Below are 17,222 nucleotides of genomic sequence, written 5' to 3' on the forward strand. Positions count from 1 at the left end.
CGAGGTGGTTAAGCGCTTTCAGTCGAGATGGAAGCACCGGTGTGTGAGGGCGTCAAGGAGCATGTCAATGTTGGCGTCTCTATCACTGAAAACGTTTGCATTACTCACGCCGGGAGGACACGCACGACGTTCGCCCCCATGGCCTCCGCCGAGTGCGGTGAGGAGCCGGCCGGATGTTCGACTACGAACCCCTCGACGGGTGAGGCGGCGGCCCGGTCACCCGGGGGAGGCTCCGCCCGGTCGGCGTCGCCCTACCCGCTCACGGCCGCGGTGGTCCGGCGGGCGACCAGCGTGGGGGAGAGCTTGATCTGTACGGAGGTCTTGGTGCGGTCGGCGATCCGCTCCAGCAGCAGGCGCACGGCGTTGCCGCCGATCTCGTGCCCCGCCTGGTCGACGCTGGTCAGGGAGATGGGGCTGAAGGAGGCGAACGTCGTGTTGTCGTAGCCGGCGACCGAGATGTCGCCGGGAACGGCCAGCCCGGCCTCGGCGAGGGCTTCGAGCGCGCCCATGGCGACGATGTCCGCGCCGGCGAAGACGGCCGTGGGCCGTCGCCCTCGGGCGAGCAGCTGCCGGGCGCCTTCGTATCCGCCCTGTTGGGTGTAGGTGGTGGAGACGATGTCGATCTCGTCGGCGAGACCGTGGGCCCGCATGGCGCGCCGGTAGCCGTCCGCGCGCTGGGCGTTGGGCATCTCCGCGATGCGGGTCGGGTCGGTCTCGTGGTGCTCGATATGGGCGATGCGGCGGTGGCCGAGGCCGACGAGGTGGTCGACGACCAGGGACGCGCCCGCCATGTCGTCGTCCGTGACGGTGTCGTAGACGGGGGAATGCCCGTGCCGGCCGACCACGACGGTCGGCACGGCGGAGGCGACGTGCTCCAGGCGGGCGCGCGAGGAGACGGGAGCGATCAGGATGATGCCGTCCATCCCCCGGTCGATCATGGCCTCCGTGACGCGTGCCTCGCTCTGCTCGTCGTTGCAGCCGCCGGGTCCCAGGAAGACCTGGTAGTCGGTGTCGGCGAGGCGGCCGGTGACGCCGTCGACGATCTCGGGGAAGAAGGGGTTGCGGATGTCCGGGAGCATCACGCCGATCGTGTAGGTCTGTCCGCGCAGACCTCGCGCGGCCGCCAGGGGCCGGTAGCCGAGCTCGTCGATGGCGCGCCGCACCTTGGCCCGCATCTCGGGGCTCGCTCCGTAGGCGTTGCGCAGCACTTTGGACACCGCGGTGGTGGACACCCGCGCATGACGGGCCACGTCGACGATCGTCACGCGACGTGCGGGCTTGGGCGGCTCCATGCGGGTTCCTTCGGTGCCGTGGGCAACGTTGGCGGAAAGTGTACGGAGAAAGTCCTCCCCGGGTAAGTGCGATCACCGGGGCGCGATCGGCCGACTGGGCCCGGCGCCGTAACAATCGTGCAGCATGCACGGCATCTTGACGTCATGCGAGGGGCTCTCTAGGGTCTGGCACCACCCGATGGGAAACGTTACCCGTCAGCCTCCAGCCAGTGCGCGTTCCGACTGTCGTCCGCAGCCCACAACACAACATTCCCGGCGGGTGCCCGCACTCCGCCGAGCCGCTCCAGCCCGCAACGGGCAGGCTTTGAATCGTTTCAAGGAGGCAGGTCCGCCCGTGACCCTCGCCCCGAACGCCCAACTCCCGGACCGAGACCACTCCCCGGACCCCGCCCCGGGCGCCCCGGTCCGCCGCGCGCGCACCACACCGCCCTGGTGGTTCATGGCACCGGCCCTGCTGCTGTTCGCCTTCGTCGTCCTCGTCCCCAGCGCCCGCGGGCTGTACTACGCGTTCACCGACTGGGACGGCCTGGACCCCGACTTCACCTTCGTCGGCCTGGACAACTTCGCCGACATGACCCGGGACGCCGACGCGGTCCAGGCCATCTGGCACACCCTGCTCATCGCCGTGTCCATCACGGTCGCGCAGAACGCGGTGGGCCTGCTGCTGGCCCTCGGCGTCAACTCGGCCATCAGGTCCCGCAATCTGCTCAGGGTCCTGCTGTTCGCGCCCGCGGTGGTCACCCCGATCGTGACCGCCTACCTGTGGCGGAACCTGCTAGGCCCGGACGGCGCGGTCAACAGCCTCTTGGGTGCCGTAGGGCTCGACGGCCGGCAGCAGGACTGGCTGGGCAGCCCGGACCTGGCCCTGTGGACGATCGTCGCGGTGATCGTCTGGCAGTACGCGGGCTATTCGATGGTCATCTTCCTGGCCGGACTTCAGTCGGTGCCCCCGGAGATCCACGAGGCCGCGTCACTCGACGGCGCCGGCCCCGTGCGGCGCTTCTGGTCGGTGACCCGGCCGCTGCTCGCCCCGGCCTTCACGATCAACCTGCTGCTGTCGAGCATCGGCGGGCTCAAACTCTTCGACCAGGTCTACGCGTTGACCGGCGGCGGCCCCGGGCACGCGACCGACACCCTGTCCACGCTCATCTACAAGGACGCCTTCACGCTCGGCGAGTTCGGCTACAGCATCGCCCTCGCCGTGGTCCTGACGATCGTCGTCGCCATCGCCTCCACCGGTCAGTACGCCATGCTGTCCCGCAGCGAGAGGGCCGCCTCGTGAACCGCTACCGCCCCCGCACCCTCGCCCTCGAACTGTCGATGATCGCCATCGCGCTGACCGTCGGCTTCCCGGTCTACGTCCTGGTCAACCTCGCGGTGAGACCGGCCTCGGACACCTCGTCCCCCATCAGCCCGACCAGCTCGCCGACCCTGGACAACTTCACCACCGCCTGGCAACAGGGCGCCCTCGGCGGGGCGTTGGCTAACAGCCTGCTGGTGACGGCGTGCAGCGTCGTGATCGTGCTGGCCGTCTCCTCCCTGGCCGCCTACCCGCTGGCCCGCATCACGGCCCGCTGGTCGCGAGGCACCTACCTGCTGGTCCTCCTCGGCCTGGTACTGCCCTTCCAGCTCGCCTCCCTCCCGCTGTACCAGACCATGCGCGACCTGGGCCTCCTCGGCACCCCATGGGCCCTGGTGCTCTTCTACTCCGGCCTCCAGGTCCCGTTCACCGTCTTCCTGTACGCGGGATTCCTGCGCGCCCTGCCCCGTGACTTCGAGGACGCGGCCCTGATCGACGGCTGCTCCCCGCTCCAGGGCTTTTGGTACGTCGTCCTGCCCACGCTCAAGCCCATCACCGTGACCGCGCTGGTGCTCAACACGGTCTCCATCTGGAACGACTTCTTCACCCCGCTGCTGTATCTCAGCGGCAGCGCCCAGCAGACCATGCCCGTCGCGATCGCCGGTTTCGTCGGCCAGTACGTCACCGACTGGAACCTCATCTTCGCCGCCCTGGTGATCAGCATCCTGCCGGTCCTGCTCATCTACTTCCTCCTGCAACGCAGCATCATCAACGGCTTTGCCGGAGGGCTGCGGGGATGACGCCTCGCCATCACCCCGCCTTCCGCTCCGCAAGGGAGACACCATGAAGACACGCATGCTCACGGCCCTCGTCGCCACGGCAACGGCCACCGCCCTGCTGGCCGCATGCAGCGGCGGCACCAAGTCCGCGTCCGGGGGCGGCGGTTCCAAGACCCTGACGCTGGCCTCGGTCGACCAGGGCTCGATCGAGGACGTCGTCAAGGCGTTCGAGAAGGCCAATCCGGGCGTCAAGGTCCGCTACACCACCAGCGGCGCCGACCAGTACCAGCAGCAGATCCGCACCCAACTCGCCTCGGGCACCGCACCCGACGTGATGTCGGTGTGGCCCGGCAACGGCAATCCCAGCGCCACCCACGTCCTCGCCAAGCCCGGCTATCTGCGCGACCTCTCCGACCAGCCGTGGGCCGCGAAGATGCCGGCGGCGATCAAGTCCGTCGCCCAGTACGAGGGCAAGACGTACAACGCGATCTTCGGCCAGAACGGCATCGGCGCGGTCTACAACGAACAGGCCCTGCGAAAAGCCGGCCTCACCCCGCCGGACACCTGGACGAAACTGCTCGCCTTCTGCCGCGACGCCAAGGCCGAGGGAACCCCCGCCTTCGCGCTGGGCAACCAGGACAACTGGGTGACCCAACTGGTGCTGTACGCGCTGGTCGCCACCACCGTCTACGGCCCCGACCGGAACTTCGACCAGAAGATGCAGACGGGCCGGGCCACCTTCGCGAAGTCGCAGTGGGCAACGGCCCTGGACAAGTACCTGACGATGGAGAAGACCGGCTGCTTCCAGAAGAACCCGCTGGGCACCAACTACGAGGCCAGCCAGCAGCTCGCCGCCACCGGCAAGACCCTCGGCATCGTCCAGGGCAACTGGGTCATCGCCCTGCTCAAGGGCAAGAACCCCGAGGGCACGTTCACGCTCAAGGCGCTCCCGGCGACCGACACTCCGTCCCAGACCCTCATCCCGGCCGCGGCCGGCGCCGGATACGGCGTCAACGCCAAGGCGAAGAACCCCGAACTGGCCCTGAAGTTCGTGCAGTTCGTGATGTCACCCCAGGGCATGAACCTGTTCGACAAGAAGCAGGGCGGCCTGCCCTCCCTGCCGGACACGGGCTACGAGGCCGACGCCTCGCTCACCGAGCTGTCGACGTTCATCACCGGCAACCGGACCGTGCCGTTCATGGACCAGCTCTGGCCCAACGCCAAGGTGCAGCAGACCATGCTCAGCGGCCTCCAGGAGATCTTCAGCGGCCAGAGCACGCCGGAACAGCTCCTCAAGGACATGGACACCGACTACCAGGCCGGCTCCTGACCGCCGGACCTGCGCCCGAAGGGACGACGGAGTGACCGATGAAGCACCTGAGAACCGAAGGAGTGGCGATGCCGAAGGACCGACGGGACCCGGCCGGCGCACCGTGCTCGCGGCGACCGCGGGCGCGGTGCCGCTGATGGCCGGCACGACGGGCGCGACGCCCGCCGGGGCCGCGCCGTGGCGCCCCGTGGAGGGCGGCGAAGTGTACGGACTGACCGTGGAACACCGCACCGACCCGCTCGGCACGGACGCCGCACACCCCCGCTTCGGCTGGCGCATGCGGTCCGCCGGACGCGGGCGGAGCCAGGGCGCCTACGAGATCCTCGTGGCGAGCTCGCCGGGCAAGCTGTCCGGTGACCGCGCCGACGTCTGGAGCAGCGGGCGCGTCCCGTCCGCCGACTCGGTGGCCGTGCGCTACCAGGGGAAGCCGTTGCGGGCCGCCACCCGCTACCACTGGACCGTCAACGTCTGGGACTCCGAGGGCCGTTGGACCGGCAGCGGCCCCGTGGCCTGGTTCGAGACGGGCCTGATGAGCACCGACGGCGTCACCGGCTGGGACGACGCCGAGTGGATCGGGATGAAGGGCAAGAGGCCCCACTCGCCCGGCGCTCCGATGCTGCGCACGCAGGCCCGCCTCAAGGGCCGGGTCCGTGCGGCGCGGCTGTACGTCTCCGCCCTCGGCGTCTACGACGCCTACGTCAGCGGACACCGGGTGACTGTCCCCCAGGACGGCGGCACCACCCTCGAACTGCTGCCGTCCGGCTGGACGAACTACGACGTCCGCGCCAACTACCTCACCTACGACGTCACCCACCTCGTCGCCCGGGAACCCGTCGTCACCCTGGCGGCCGTCCTCGGCAACGGCTGGTACAACGGCCGCATATCCGAGGGCAGTACGTACTGGTCCGAGAACGGCAACGCCCTCGCCCTGAAGGCCAAACTGCTGATCCGCTACGCCGACGGCACCACCGAGTCCGTCGTCACCCGGCCGGATGGCACCTGGAAGGCCACCGACACCGGCCCCTGGCGCGCCGACGACATCTACGACGGCGAGACCTACGACGCCCGCGAGGAACTGCCGGGCTGGACGTCCTCCGGCTACGACGACTCCGCATGGTCCGACACCGAACGCGTCCCCTATACGACCAAGTACCCGGACGCCCAACTCCTCGCCTACCCGGCCGAGTCCGCCCGGCTGATGGACCGGTGGGACCGCCGCCCACAGTCGATCACCGTGTACACGGGCGTGACCGGTGAGGGCCGGGGCCGCGTGGTCGTCGATCCCGACCGGACGGTGACCGACCCGCTCAGGGCGGCCTCCGCCCCTGTCGTGATCGGCGCGGGCGACACCGCGGTCTTCGACCTGGGCCAGAACATGGTCGGCGTACCCCGCTACAGCGTGCGCGGCCCCGCCGGTGCCCAAGTCGCCTTCCGGTTCGGGGAGATGCTCAACGATGACAGCGCCGGTGCGGACGGCCCCGAGGGCTCCGTCTACCGGGCCAACCTCCGCAGCGCCAAGGCCACCAGCACCTACGTCCTCAAGGGCGACCGGGGCGGCGAGACCCACCAGGACTCGCTCACCTTCTACGGCTTCCGCTACGCGTCCGTCACCGCGACCGAGACGGTCACGATCACCCGTCTGACAGGCAAGGTCGCCACCTCCGCGGTGCACGAGACGGGGACGGTCAGCACCGACGACCCGGACACCAACCAACTGATCAGCAACATCCGTTGGGGCCAGCGCGGCAACTATCTGTGGGTGCCCACCGACTGCCCCCAGCGCGACGAGCGCCTCGGCTGGACCGGCGACACCCAGGTCTTCGCCACCACCGGTCTCTACAACGCGGACGCCGCCCCCTTCCTCGCCCATTTCCAGGACACGGTCGTCGACTCCGCGACGCTCTACGGCATGGACAAGGCCCAGTTCACCGGAGTCGCCCCCGGCGGACGCTACAACTGGCCCGGCGGCGGCAGCGGTTGGGCCGACTGCGGAGTCGTGCTGCCCTGGACCCTGTGGCAGATGACGGGCGATCCTCAGGTCATCGAGCGCACCTGGCCCGCGATGACCCGCTACCTCGACTGGATCCGGCAGCAGACCGGCGACACCTACGCCGGCCAGGGCTCCCTCACCGGCGACTGGCTCGCTCCGCAGCAGACCAGCGCCCAGCTGATGAGCGACGTCTACTACGGCTACACCGCCCACCTGATGGCCCGGATGGCCCGCGCCATCGACCGCCCGACGGAGGCGGCCGCCTACGAGGAGCTCTTCGCGGCCATCAAGCGGGCCTTCATCGCCAAGTACCTCAGCACGGAGGACGGCACGGCCACCGTCAGGTCCAGCCTCGGCGAAGCCTCCCCGATCGAACCGGGCGCCGACCCGGACCAGAGGACGGAGGACAACACCCAGTCCGCCCTGCTGTGGGTGCTCAAACTCGGCTTCTACGACACCGAGGCCCAACGCCGGTCCCTCGTCGGCCACTTGGCGGACAACATCGGCAACGACGCGGCCTACAAGGCGGCCCACCCGGACAGCAGCCGGGTCAAGTACGCCGAGAACACACTGTCCGTGGGCTTCCTCGGCGTCAACATCCTCGCCCCGGTCCTCAGCGACGAGGGCCGCACCGACCTGGCGTACCAGCTCCTCCACCAGGACGCGATGCCGTCCTGGCTGTACTCGGTACGGAACGGCGCCACCACGGTCTGGGAGCGCTGGAACTCCTACTCCAGGGACGACGGCTTCGGCCCGGTCAGCATGAACTCCTTCAACCACTACGCCTACGGCGCCGTCATGGAGTGGATGTACGCCTACATGGCCGGCATCGCCCGCGATCCCGACCACCCCGGCTTCAAGCACTTCGTCCTCCAGCCCCACCTCGACCCCACGGGGCGGATCACCCAGGTCTCGGCGGCGTACGAGTCGCCCTACGGCCGGATCAAGAGCGAGTGGACGCTCGACGAGGGAGGCGCGGCCCTCTCGTACGACGTCCAGGTGCCCGCCAACAGCGAGGCCACCCTGCGCCTTCCGGCCGCCTCCGCCGACGCCGTCCGCGAGGCACGGACGCCGCTGGCCCAGGTCACCGGGGTGCGTTTCCTCGGACATGCCGACGGTGTGGCCTCGTACCGGCTGCCCTCGGGCTCGTACCGCCTCACCAGCAGGCTTCGCTGACCATCGCGTGGGTGTGCGGCAGTGCCGTACACCCACGCTTGAAACGTTCCAAACACATCGCTTCCGACGAGGGAGACTTCGCATGGCAGAGGTATCGAACGGCACGCCGAGCCGCAGACGGGTCGTCGGCACGATGGCGGCATCCGCCGCGGGACTGGCTCTTCCCCTGGCGCCCGGGCTCGCCGCGCCGAACGCGTACGCCCAGCCGCAGGACAGCGGCGGCGGGACCCGGGTCGTGGGGCTCGCGATCGACGGCCGGGAGGACCGGCCGCTCGGCGTCGACGACCCGGCGCCGCGCCTGAGTTGGCGGGTCGTCCACGCGGGCGACGGGTGGATGCAGAGCGCCTACCAGATCCGGGCGGCGCGCACGGAAGGGGACCTCGACGCGGGACGGCTGCTGTGGGACAGCGGCAAGGTCCGCTCCGCCGCACAGACCGACGTCGCGTGGCGGGGGCCCGCGCTCGGCTCACGGGACCGTGTCGTGTGGCGCGTGCGGGTATGGGGCGCGCAGGGCGGCCCGACCCCGTGGAGCGGCTCGGCCTCCTGGGAGATGGGGCTGCTACGGCGAGCCGACTGGGGTGCGGCACGCTGGATCGAGCACGCCGGACGCACTGTCGACCAGCCGCTGCCCGTGTTCGCCCGCGCCTTCCGCGTCGACGGCCGCGGAGGCGGCGTCAGCAGGGCCCGGCTGTATCTGTCCGGTGTCGGACTCCAGGTGGCCCGGCTCAACGACCGGCCTGTCACGGACGAGGTGCTCGCCCCGGGCAACTCCAACTACCAACTGTCCGTCGAGTACCGGGCGTACGACGTCACGCACCTCATCAGGATCGGCGACAACACCCTCGGCGTCGAACTGGGCCACGGCACCGCACTGGTGACCCGGTCCGTGACCAACAGCGCGACCGGGCGGGGCGCCCCGTACAGCTGGTGGCAGAGCCAGTTCAAGGGCACCGGCAGCCTGGTCGAGGCCGCCCCGCGGGGCGCCACCGCCGTCAAGGTGAGCAGCGTGGCCAACTACCACGTCGGCGGCACCGTCAACATCGACACCGGTGACGGGGGCGCGCGGCTGGAGTCACGGACGATCACGGCGATCGACACCGCGGGCACCGCCCTCACCTTCCAGCCGGCCCTCTCCTGCGACCACGCCACCGGCGCCGCGGTCTCCGCCTCGGGCAACTCGCTCGCGAGCACCGACCCCAGCGCCGGCGCAGCGGTCACCCCCCGCCTCATCGCCCGCCTTGAGGTCACCAAGGCCGACGGAACCGTCCAGACCATCGTCAGCGACCGCTCCTGGAAGACGGCCCTCGGCCCTACGACCACCGCCAACTGGTACTCCGGCTCCGACTACGACGCCCGACGCGAACAGCCCGCCTGGACCGCCCCCGGCGCCGACCTGAGCGCGACCGCCGAGCGCCGCGACGGCACGGCCATGGAATGGGCCGACGCCGGCCTCGCCCCGCCCCCCAACCTCACCACCGAGCTGGTGTGGCGGGCGGCCGAGCCCCTCAAGGTCGTCGACAGGCTGCGGCCGGTGAACGTCACCCAGCCCCAACCGGGCGTCTGGGTCTTCGACTTCGGACAGAACTTCGCCGGCTGGCCACAGCTGAACCTCGACGGCCCGGTACCCGCCGGAACCACCGTGAAGCTACGCCCCGCCGAGTCCCTGAGCGCGGACGGCACCGTCGACCAGGCATCCGTCCGAGGCGGCGGCGCGGCCCGCGGAACCGACATCTTCGCCGCCTACACCGCCCACGGCGCGGCCCGCGACGAGACCTGGCACCCGCTGTTCCACTACTTCGGCATGCAGTGGATCCAGGTCACCGGCCTGCCCGAGGGCTACACACCCACCCGTGACACGATCACCGGTCTTCAGATCCACGCCGACGTCCCGACCGCCGGCGACGTGCGCACCTCGGACGAGCGGATCAACCGCATCCACCGCATGTCCCGTCACTCGATCATGAGCAACGTCATGTCGACGTTCACCGACTGTCCGGGCCGCGAGAAGCTCGCCTACCCGGCCGACTACCTCCAGCCCTTCGCCTCACTGCACCGCACCTTCGGATACGCCGCCTATCTGCGCACCATGGAACGGCACTTGGCGGAGGGCCAGTCCAAGGCGGGCGACAACATCGGCAATGTCGCGCTCAAGGCGCCGGTCTACGACTGGGGTTACACGGGCCGCTTCGGTGACGAGATCAACTGGGGCGACGGCATCGTCCTGACGCCCTGGTTCCTGTACGAGACGTACGGCGACACGCAGACGATGGCCCGCCACTACCCCCAGATGCAGGCCTTCCTGACCTACGTCCGCACCAAGAAGGCGGGCACCGGCCAGGACGCCTACCTCGTGGACGCCGCCCTGGCCGACTGGATCGCGAGCGAGCAGACCTCCGGCCGTATCACCGGCACCTGGGGCTACCACCAGGTCGCCGACCGGATGGCCCGCATGGCCGACCTCCTCGGCCGCACGGCCGACGCCGCCGAGTACCGCAGCCTCGCCGCCAACATCAAGAAGGCCTTCAACGACGCCTTCTACAACAGCTCCCTCGGCCGCTACACCGCCCAGGGCGCCCAGGGCGGCACCGGAGCGACCCAAGCCGCACAGGCGCTGGCACTGGACGAGGGGCTGGTGCCGGAGGGCGAGCGGGAGAAGGTCCTGGACGCGCTGGTCGAGCTGGTCCGCGCCCATCAACCGTACGGCGGGGGACCGCACTTCAGTGGCGGCACCATCGGCCTGGCGCCCATCGTCAGAGCCCTCCACGAAGGCGGCCGTGACGACGTCCTGTGGGACGTACTCCAGGAGGACACCCGCCCGAGCTACGGCTACTTCATGCAGCCCACGACGGCCAACCCGGGCGGGCTGACGACCGTTCCCGAACAGTGGGACATGGGCAACTCCAAGAACCACATGATCCTCCTCCAGATCGAGGAGTGGTTCCACAGCGGCCTCGCCGGAATCCGCCGGCCCCGCGGGGGCGTGGGCTACCGCGAACTCCTCATCGACCCGCGGCCGGTGGGCACACTGACGCACGTCGCGGGCCACTACCGCACTCCCTACGGCGAGGTGTCGTCGGAGTGGACGCGCACGGACGGCGTCTTCCGCCTGCGGGTCGAGGTACCGCCCAACACGACGGCGGAGATCCGGGTACCGACGCGAGGAGGCAAACCCGAGCCGACGCCGGACGGGGCGAGGTTCGAACGCGTCGACGGCGACCGGGCCGTGTACCGGGTCGGTTCCGGCACGTACGTGTTCATCGCCCGCGAGCAGCGGTAACCGACACGGCAGTTGGGCGAGCGGGAGGGACATGACCTGACGTCCCTCCCGCTCGCCCAGCTGCCCTGGGGCCCATCGAGATCATGCAGTACAGCCCCGTCCCTCGTGCCGACTTCATGCGGCCGGTCCTCGACACGGGTGCCGACGACCTCGACGCGCCCCTCGCCTTCTCCGTGAAGGGCCCGGTCACCGCGGTGAACGCCGTTCTGCCCGGCATGCGGCAACTCGGCCGCGGCACCCTGCTGTTCGTCAACGGCGGCAGCGCGGTGCGCCCCCACCCCGACCTGGCCGGCACCTCGATCGCCTTCGCCGCCGAGAGCGCCTACGCCCGCATGCTCCACGACGCCCTCGCGCCGGAGAACATCCACACCGCCCAGCTGATCATCCCCGGAGCCATCCGGCCCGACGCCGAGCACAGCAGCCCCGAGGCGTTGGCCCGGCGCCTCTACGACATCCACCTCGCGCGAGAGGGCTTCCGCCACTACGCCGAGCCGCTGCCCGACTGACGCCTCTGGAAGACACCGTGCGCCTGACCACCCGTTCCAGCCTCGCCCGCGCCGTTCCCGCCGCCGTACTGCTCGCAGTGACCGCGTGCACCGACGAGGCGGTCCCGTCGCGGTCGTCACCCTCCGCGTCGTCCGTCTCCGCGTCGTCCGCCTTCGCGTCACCGGGAACGTCGGCGGCCACGGCACCAGCCTCACCGTCCGAAGACAGGGACACCACCATGGACATCCGGCTCACCGTCGACGGCCACCCGATCGAGGCCACTCTCAACGGCAGTGCCACGGCGCGCGACTTCGCCGCCCTGCTCCCGCTCACGCTGGCCTTCAGCGACTTCCACGAGACGGAGAAGACGGCTGACCTGCCGCGCCGGCTGTCCACCTCCGGCGCCCCGGAGGCCGCCGAAGCGAAACCCGGTGACCTGGCGTACTACGCGCCCTGGGGCAACCTCGCCGTCTTCTACCGCGGCAGCGGCTCCAGTGACGCCGGCCTGATCATCCTCGGCCACGTGAACGGCGACACCGAACGCCTGGCCACCGCCACCGAGGCCACCATCGAGACAAGTGGTCGATAGTCGGTTGGTCGTGTCGGTGGCGGTCGCCGCCGTCGTGCCGCGCCGTCAGCGAGAAGGGGCACCGCAACCTCCCCGAACCGCCCACCCGGCACGCCGTCCGCCACGCGACGGACGGCGTCCTGTGCGGTGTCAGCCGCTGAAGACCAGTTCGGCCTGGTCCCGCTTGGTGGTGTGCAGGTCCCAGTAGACCGGGGCGATCTCCTCCGGCTGGGCGGTGGGGAAGCCGGGGACGGCCGCCACGCCGATGGACACGTCGATGCCGACGTGGGCGGCCTGGACACCGGTGCCGTGCAGTTCCTTGTGCAGGTTGAGGACCCAGTTGCGCAGGGCGGCCGCCGCGGCGTTGACGTTGCCGACCTGCGGCACGGGGTCGATGGACCCGGCGCCCGTGGTGAACAGCAGAGTGCCGGCGCCGGCCTCGCGCATGGCGGGCAGCACCGCCCGGGTGGCGGCGATCGCGCCGTAGAGCTGGAACTCCATCTCGTGCTGCACATGGCCGGGTTCGGTCTGGGTCGGGGTGGTGAGGGAGGTGGAGCCGAGCGTCCCGACGGGGGAGTACTCGAGGACGTCGATACCGTCGAAGCGCGCTGCGGCGTCCTTGAGCGCCTGGGTGAGCGCGTCGCGGTCGAGGACGTCCGCGGGGAACGCGGCGGCCGTGATGCCTTCGGCGGTGAGGGTGTCGACGAGCCGGCCGAGCTTGTCGCGGTCGCGGGAGACGAGCGCGACGTCGAAGCCGCGGGAGCCGAAGGTGCGCGCGATGGCGAGGCCCAGCTGAGGGCTGGCGCCGATGATGGCGATGGTGGTCACGGGTGATCCTTCCGGAGCAATTAATGGATAGCCCTATCCGTTTTGCGATCCGGATAGGGCCGTCCGCTTAGCTGTCGTCCACCATAACACCGAAAATGGATAGGTCATTCCGATTGTGAGTACCCTCAAGCGCGCTGCCAGTACAACCGCTCCGCCCTGTCCGGATCGTCGACGATCCGGCACTCGGCGTCGAGCCACATGGTGGCGCGCCGCTGCGGCGTATAGGCCGGCCAGGCCGGCACCCCGTCCGCGACGGGACGTCCCCGGTGAGCGAAGCCCGCCCACAGTCCGCTCATGTGCCGCGCGGTCGCGAGGCGGCCCGGCGACTGATCCGCGTTGAGGAGGGAGTCGAGGTTCTTGTCGGTGTTGGCGAACTTGAGGTTGATGTCCGACGCGTGCGGCGAGCCGAGGGGGAAGTCCGTGCCGGGCACCAGGGTCGGGTTCTTGTAGGCGAGCTGGTACATGAACACCGGAGCCGCCTGCTGCGCCGCCTTGGCCTCGGCGATCCTGATCGAGTCGCGCCAGATCGGCGAGGTGGTGATGGCGAAGTAGAGCTGCGCGGGTGTCGCGTCGGGCCGTGATCTGTGGAAGACGTCGATGACGCGGTCGAGTTCGGCGCCCTGATACGTGCGGCCCAGTTCCCTGCGCAGCCCGGCCTCGTCGATCCGGAAGATGTCGGGCGGCCCGAAGAGGCTGAAGAACACCGTCTCGTCGCGGCATGTGCCGCACATCAGCGGCTTGCCCGCCGAGAAGGGGGCGGCACCGTCGGCGAAGGGATGGCGCGGGATGACGGTGCCGTCGACGAAGGCGCCGAAGCCCGGGAGTGAACCGGGGTCGCCCCAGGGCGGAGCACCGTTCGCGGCCTCGGACTGCTGGATCGCGAGCAGCCTCTCGGCGGGTGTCGTGTGCAGCTCGGGGATGTCCGCCACGGTCAGTCCCAGGAGCTCCAGCGTGCGCTCGGCCCGCGCCGTGGCGCCCGCGCGAGTGGGGAAGCGCAGCGGCGCGGCGCTCTCGATCGAGGCCTTGTGGAAGAGCGGCGCGGCGTCCGGCATGGTGTGGATCGCCGCGGTCTTGGCCCCGCCACCGCTCTCGCCCCAGACCATCACGTTGTCGGGGTCGCCCCCGAAGTTCTCGATGTTCTCCCCGGTCCAGCGGAGCGCCGCGAGGATGTCCAGCATTCCTTGGTTGGCGGCGTACCGGTCGTCCTCGGCGAGATCTCCCAGGAACAGGTAGCCCAGCAGACCGAGCCGGTGGTTGGACTCGACCACCACCACGTCGTAGAGCTGCGCCAGATGGGTGCCGTCCTGCCCTGTGGCGGAGCCGGAGCCGATCATGTAGCCGCCGCCGTGGTTGTAGAACATCACCGGTCGCCGCCCGCGGTCCGCGGCGGGCGTCCAGATGTTGAGGTAGAGGCAGTCCTCGGAAGGCGCGGGCATCCGGCCGTTGCCGTTCGGGCCCATTTCGCCGCCCGCCACCTGGAAGGCCGGGTTGGGGAAGTCCACCGCGTCGCGTACACCGCGCCAACTCCGGGGCGGCTTCGGGGCCTTGAACCTCAGTTCCCCGAGCGGGGGCGTGGCATAGGGCACGCCGAGGAACTTCACGATGCCGTCCTCACGCCGTCCGCGCACCCTGCCGTAACGGGTGGCCGCCTCGTCCGTCCGGTGCGCACCGCGCGCGAGGGCCGGCGTCGGCACGCTCGTCGCGGCCACGACGGACAGGGCTCCGCCGATCATCGTCCTGCGGGTCATCTTCGAGCCTGGCATCGGACCTCCTCGGGTGGAGAGCACGCGCAGCGGAAACCGTTGCCCTCGGCAGTGGTTCACCGGGTCAGATGAGTGAAACGATTCGGTACAGGCTTGCGGCGGTCCCGACGTGCGCTTTCATGAAACGTACCCAGCCGTACAGGTGAGGCGCGTCAGTGCGCGGTGGCGGTCCTTCAGCGCCCCGACTGGGAAACGTTATCCATGGGGTCCTGGGCGGCACAAGGAGTCCGACCGGTCATCGTCCACGAGAAGAGAACTCGTCTCCGTCAGAAGAGAATCAGAAGAGAAGGAGCACCCCTGCCACGCCCGTCGCCGCCAGTACCGCGAGTGTCAGGACGTTGAACGTCACGTCCTGATTCCGCGAGCGGTGTTCGGCGGCGCGGTCGAGTGTGAAGTCGGCCGGGTCGGCGCGGGTGTAGTGGACGGTGACCTCCCGGCCGTACGCACCGGCCGGGTCGGGGAGATGGGACGTGCAGTGGGCCGTCACGGCTGTGCCCTCGGCGGTGGTGAAGGCCACGACCGGGGTGATGGTGGTGTAGGTGTGGCCGTCGTCCTGGTCGACGCTGACGTCCCTGAGGACGGCGACGACGCGGCCCTCGGTGTGCTCCATCGAGGCCAGCTTGGCCGTGTGGTCGTTCCTTGCGCGGATCGTCGCGGGCAGGTGTGCGGCGGCGAAGAGCGCCAAGGGGCCGCCGAAGCCGATCAGGGCCCACGGCCATGCCCAGTGGACAGCGGAGAGGACCACCAGACCGACGTACACCAGGAAGAGGGCGAACGTCGGCCAGCCCAGTCCCCGGCTGGGCTCCTCGGGGCGGTTGGCGAACCGGTAGGCGTGAGGTCTGCCGCGCGGGTGGCTGATCCCGACCTCCCGGCCCTCCCACGCCGCGGTGATCATCTCGCCGCGTTCACCGTCGTTCGTCACGGTGGCCTGCTGCCCGGTGGCCGGGTCGGAGTAGGTGACGACCACCGATATCCCGCCCTTGCGGGATCCGCCGTGCCGGGGCTCGCGCACCTGGTCGATGCGCCCCGTCAGCCGGACCGTCCGCTGTGCCTTGGTCACCCCGGCCAGCGACATCCCGAACCCGACCAGCGCCACCACACCCCACAGCGCGCACCACAGCTCCAGAAACCCGGCCCACTCCACGTGTCCTCCTCCTGCCGATCCGGTCAACTGCCGCTGCGCCGCAGCACCTTGCCCCGCGCGTCCGCTTCCAGCGTCCCCGCACTTCCGTCGCCGGTCACCGTGATCCTGAGCATGAGCCGGCCGGTCGCTCCGTCCGCGGTCAGCTGCCAGCTGTGCGGGGAGTCGACGCCCGTGCCGGCTTTGTCGACCAGTGCGGGGATGCGGTCGTAGGGAAGGGACCGCGGGTCGAATCCGCTCCTGTCGCCGGGCGAGAAGACGACCGTGAGCAGGCGCTCCTGTACGACCAGGGTGAGCGCCCGGCGCTTGTCCGGTCCCTGCGTCAACGACTCGACGGCCTTGCGCAGTTCACCCTCGTCGAGCATCGACTGCCCCGGACCGAGGGCGACCGTGCCGGTCACGGATGTCACTGTGGTCGTGGTTGTGGTCGTGGACGACGACGAGGAGGAGACGGACGGTCCGGGGGAGGGGCTTGTGGTCTCGTCGCGGTCGAAGAGGTCGGCGCGGAAAAGGACGAGCACGGCGGCCACGCCGAGCAGCAGCCCGATCAGGGTGAGGAGACCGCCGGCGCAGCCCTCGGGGGAGTCGCTCTTCATGGCCGGACCGGGTGCCGAGTCGACGCGCGCACCGGCCGCCCGTTCCTCCCACTGTGGCGTCGGCCGCCGCAGGATCCGTACCTTCCATGGCCGGTCCGGCGGATACTCCACCACCACGATGCCGCGCGGCCGGTAGTCGGCAAGCTCGACAAGGTTGACGTCCTGACGGATCTCGACACGGAAGCCGGGAGCGTCGTCCGGTGCGACGGACAGCTCGAAGCGCACCGGAACGTCGCTGGCCTCACCCCCGACAGCCTCCAGGCTCTCGATCACCGCGAGTGCCGTACGCGGTACGACGGCCGCCTCCCGGGCGCGGCGAGGCAACGTGGCGAGGAAGAGGACAAGCCCGTAGACCGCGGGCAGCGCCAACCCCGAGACGATCAGTGACGCCTCCTCGACGACGCAGCCGCTGATGAAGGCGGTGAGCGAAGCGCCGATCACGCCGCCCGTCAGGAACCCCAGGGCGAGGTCGGCGGGCCTGCCTCGGGTGGGCGGCGCGCTCACGGTGATCGTCATGCGGCCGATTCTGCACGTCGTGCGTGACGGGCGACAGACCGGTGGATGACCTTGGCACCCGGACTTTGTCCTGAGTGTGGAAAAAGAAGTGCCCTACTCATGCGTAAGTACTTCCACGTCTGGAAAATCGTTGTTACGTTCCTCTCCGACAGCCTGACGGGTCAGGGGAGAGGAGGGATC

General features: G+C 70.1%; 11 protein-coding genes and 1 pseudogene. 7 read left to right on the top strand and 5 right to left on the bottom strand.

Features of this window, described 5'->3' with window-relative positions:
- Window positions 1–251: 251 nt before the first annotated feature.
- A complete protein-coding gene (locus OG866_RS41665; protein ID WP_329342938.1) occupies window positions 252–1,292 on the bottom strand; it encodes a LacI family DNA-binding transcriptional regulator in 1,041 nt (346 codons plus the stop codon).
- Between the two features lie 334 nt (window positions 1,293–1,626).
- Between OG866_RS41665 and OG866_RS41670 the strand changes: the two genes are divergently transcribed.
- From OG866_RS41670 to OG866_RS41700, 7 genes and pseudogenes are all read left to right on the top strand, one after another.
- Window positions 1,627–2,574, top strand: a complete 948-nt coding sequence (locus OG866_RS41670) for a carbohydrate ABC transporter permease (RefSeq protein ID WP_329342939.1) — start codon at window positions 1,627–1,629, stop codon at window positions 2,572–2,574.
- Window positions 2,571–3,392 (top strand): carbohydrate ABC transporter permease, encoded by an 822-nt coding sequence (locus tag OG866_RS41675; protein WP_329342940.1) that lies wholly within the window; start codon window positions 2,571–2,573, stop codon window positions 3,390–3,392. Before OG866_RS41670 ends, OG866_RS41675 begins: the two co-directional genes overlap by 4 nt.
- A 43-nt stretch (window positions 3,393–3,435) precedes the next feature.
- Complete coding sequence (locus OG866_RS41680; RefSeq protein WP_329342942.1) at window positions 3,436–4,701, top strand: ABC transporter substrate-binding protein; 1,266 nt, start codon at window positions 3,436–3,438, stop codon at window positions 4,699–4,701.
- Between the two features lie 136 nt (window positions 4,702–4,837).
- On the top strand, window positions 4,838–7,867 hold the full coding sequence (locus OG866_RS41685; protein WP_329344536.1) for a family 78 glycoside hydrolase catalytic domain: 3,030 nt from the start codon (window positions 4,838–4,840) through the stop codon (window positions 7,865–7,867).
- 82 nt (window positions 7,868–7,949) lie between these two features.
- Entirely contained in the window at window positions 7,950–11,144 is a 3,195-nt protein-coding gene (locus tag OG866_RS41690; protein WP_329342943.1) for a family 78 glycoside hydrolase catalytic domain, read from the top strand.
- Window positions 11,145–11,209: 65 nt separating this feature from the next.
- Window positions 11,210–11,650 (top strand): annotated as a pseudogene (locus OG866_RS41695) (SDR family NAD(P)-dependent oxidoreductase); the annotation flags it as partial.
- A 17-nt stretch (window positions 11,651–11,667) separates the two neighbouring features.
- The gene (locus OG866_RS41700; protein WP_329342944.1) at window positions 11,668–12,219 is read left to right on the top strand and encodes a cyclophilin-like fold protein; all 552 of its coding nucleotides are present in this window, start codon (window positions 11,668–11,670) and stop codon (window positions 12,217–12,219) included.
- Between the two features lie 129 nt (window positions 12,220–12,348).
- On the opposite strand, the gene OG866_RS41705 is transcribed toward OG866_RS41700, so the two are convergent.
- The 4 genes from OG866_RS41705 to OG866_RS41720 all read right to left on the bottom strand — a co-directional run bounded on the left by OG866_RS41705 (window position 12,349) and on the right by OG866_RS41720 (window position 17,042).
- On the bottom strand, window positions 12,349–13,026 hold the full coding sequence (locus tag OG866_RS41705) for an SDR family NAD(P)-dependent oxidoreductase (protein WP_329342945.1): 678 nt from the start codon (window positions 13,024–13,026) through the stop codon (window positions 12,349–12,351).
- A 125-nt stretch (window positions 13,027–13,151) separates the two neighbouring features.
- Window positions 13,152–14,789 carry a carboxylesterase/lipase family protein gene (locus OG866_RS41710; RefSeq protein WP_329342946.1) on the bottom strand — a complete coding sequence of 546 codons (1,638 nt, stop codon included), beginning with the start codon at window positions 14,787–14,789 and terminating at the stop codon, window positions 13,152–13,154.
- A gap of 277 nt (window positions 14,790–15,066) precedes the next feature.
- Window positions 15,067–15,933: a DUF3592 domain-containing protein gene (locus OG866_RS41715; RefSeq protein WP_329342947.1), complete on the bottom strand. Its 867-nt coding sequence runs from the start codon at window positions 15,931–15,933 to the stop codon at window positions 15,067–15,069.
- A 23-nt stretch (window positions 15,934–15,956) separates the two neighbouring features.
- Entirely contained in the window at window positions 15,957–17,042 is a 1,086-nt protein-coding gene (locus OG866_RS41720; protein WP_329342948.1) for a hypothetical protein, read from the bottom strand.
- Between the last annotated feature and the right edge of the window lie 180 nt (window positions 17,043–17,222).

It is taken from the genome of Streptomyces sp. NBC_00663 (assembly GCF_036226885.1).
Lineage (GTDB): Bacteria > Actinomycetota > Actinomycetes > Streptomycetales > Streptomycetaceae > Streptomyces.

Excerpts from the sequence above, each read along its gene's own strand:
- OG866_RS41720 (WP_329342948.1), bottom strand. The coding sequence starts at position 17,042 with ATGACGATCACCGTGAGCGCGCCGCCCACCCGAGGCAGGCCCGCCGAC.
- OG866_RS41680 (WP_329342942.1), top strand. The coding sequence starts at position 3,436 with ATGAAGACACGCATGCTCACGGCCCTCGTCGCCACGGCAACGGCCACC.
- OG866_RS41665 (WP_329342938.1), bottom strand. The coding sequence starts at position 1,292 with ATGGAGCCGCCCAAGCCCGCACGTCGCGTGACGATCGTCGACGTGGCC.
- OG866_RS41690 (WP_329342943.1), top strand. The coding sequence starts at position 7,950 with ATGGCAGAGGTATCGAACGGCACGCCGAGCCGCAGACGGGTCGTCGGC.
- OG866_RS41710 (WP_329342946.1), bottom strand. The coding sequence starts at position 14,789 with ATGCCAGGCTCGAAGATGACCCGCAGGACGATGATCGGCGGAGCCCTG.
- OG866_RS41685 (WP_329344536.1), top strand. The coding sequence starts at position 4,838 with ATGGCCGGCACGACGGGCGCGACGCCCGCCGGGGCCGCGCCGTGGCGC.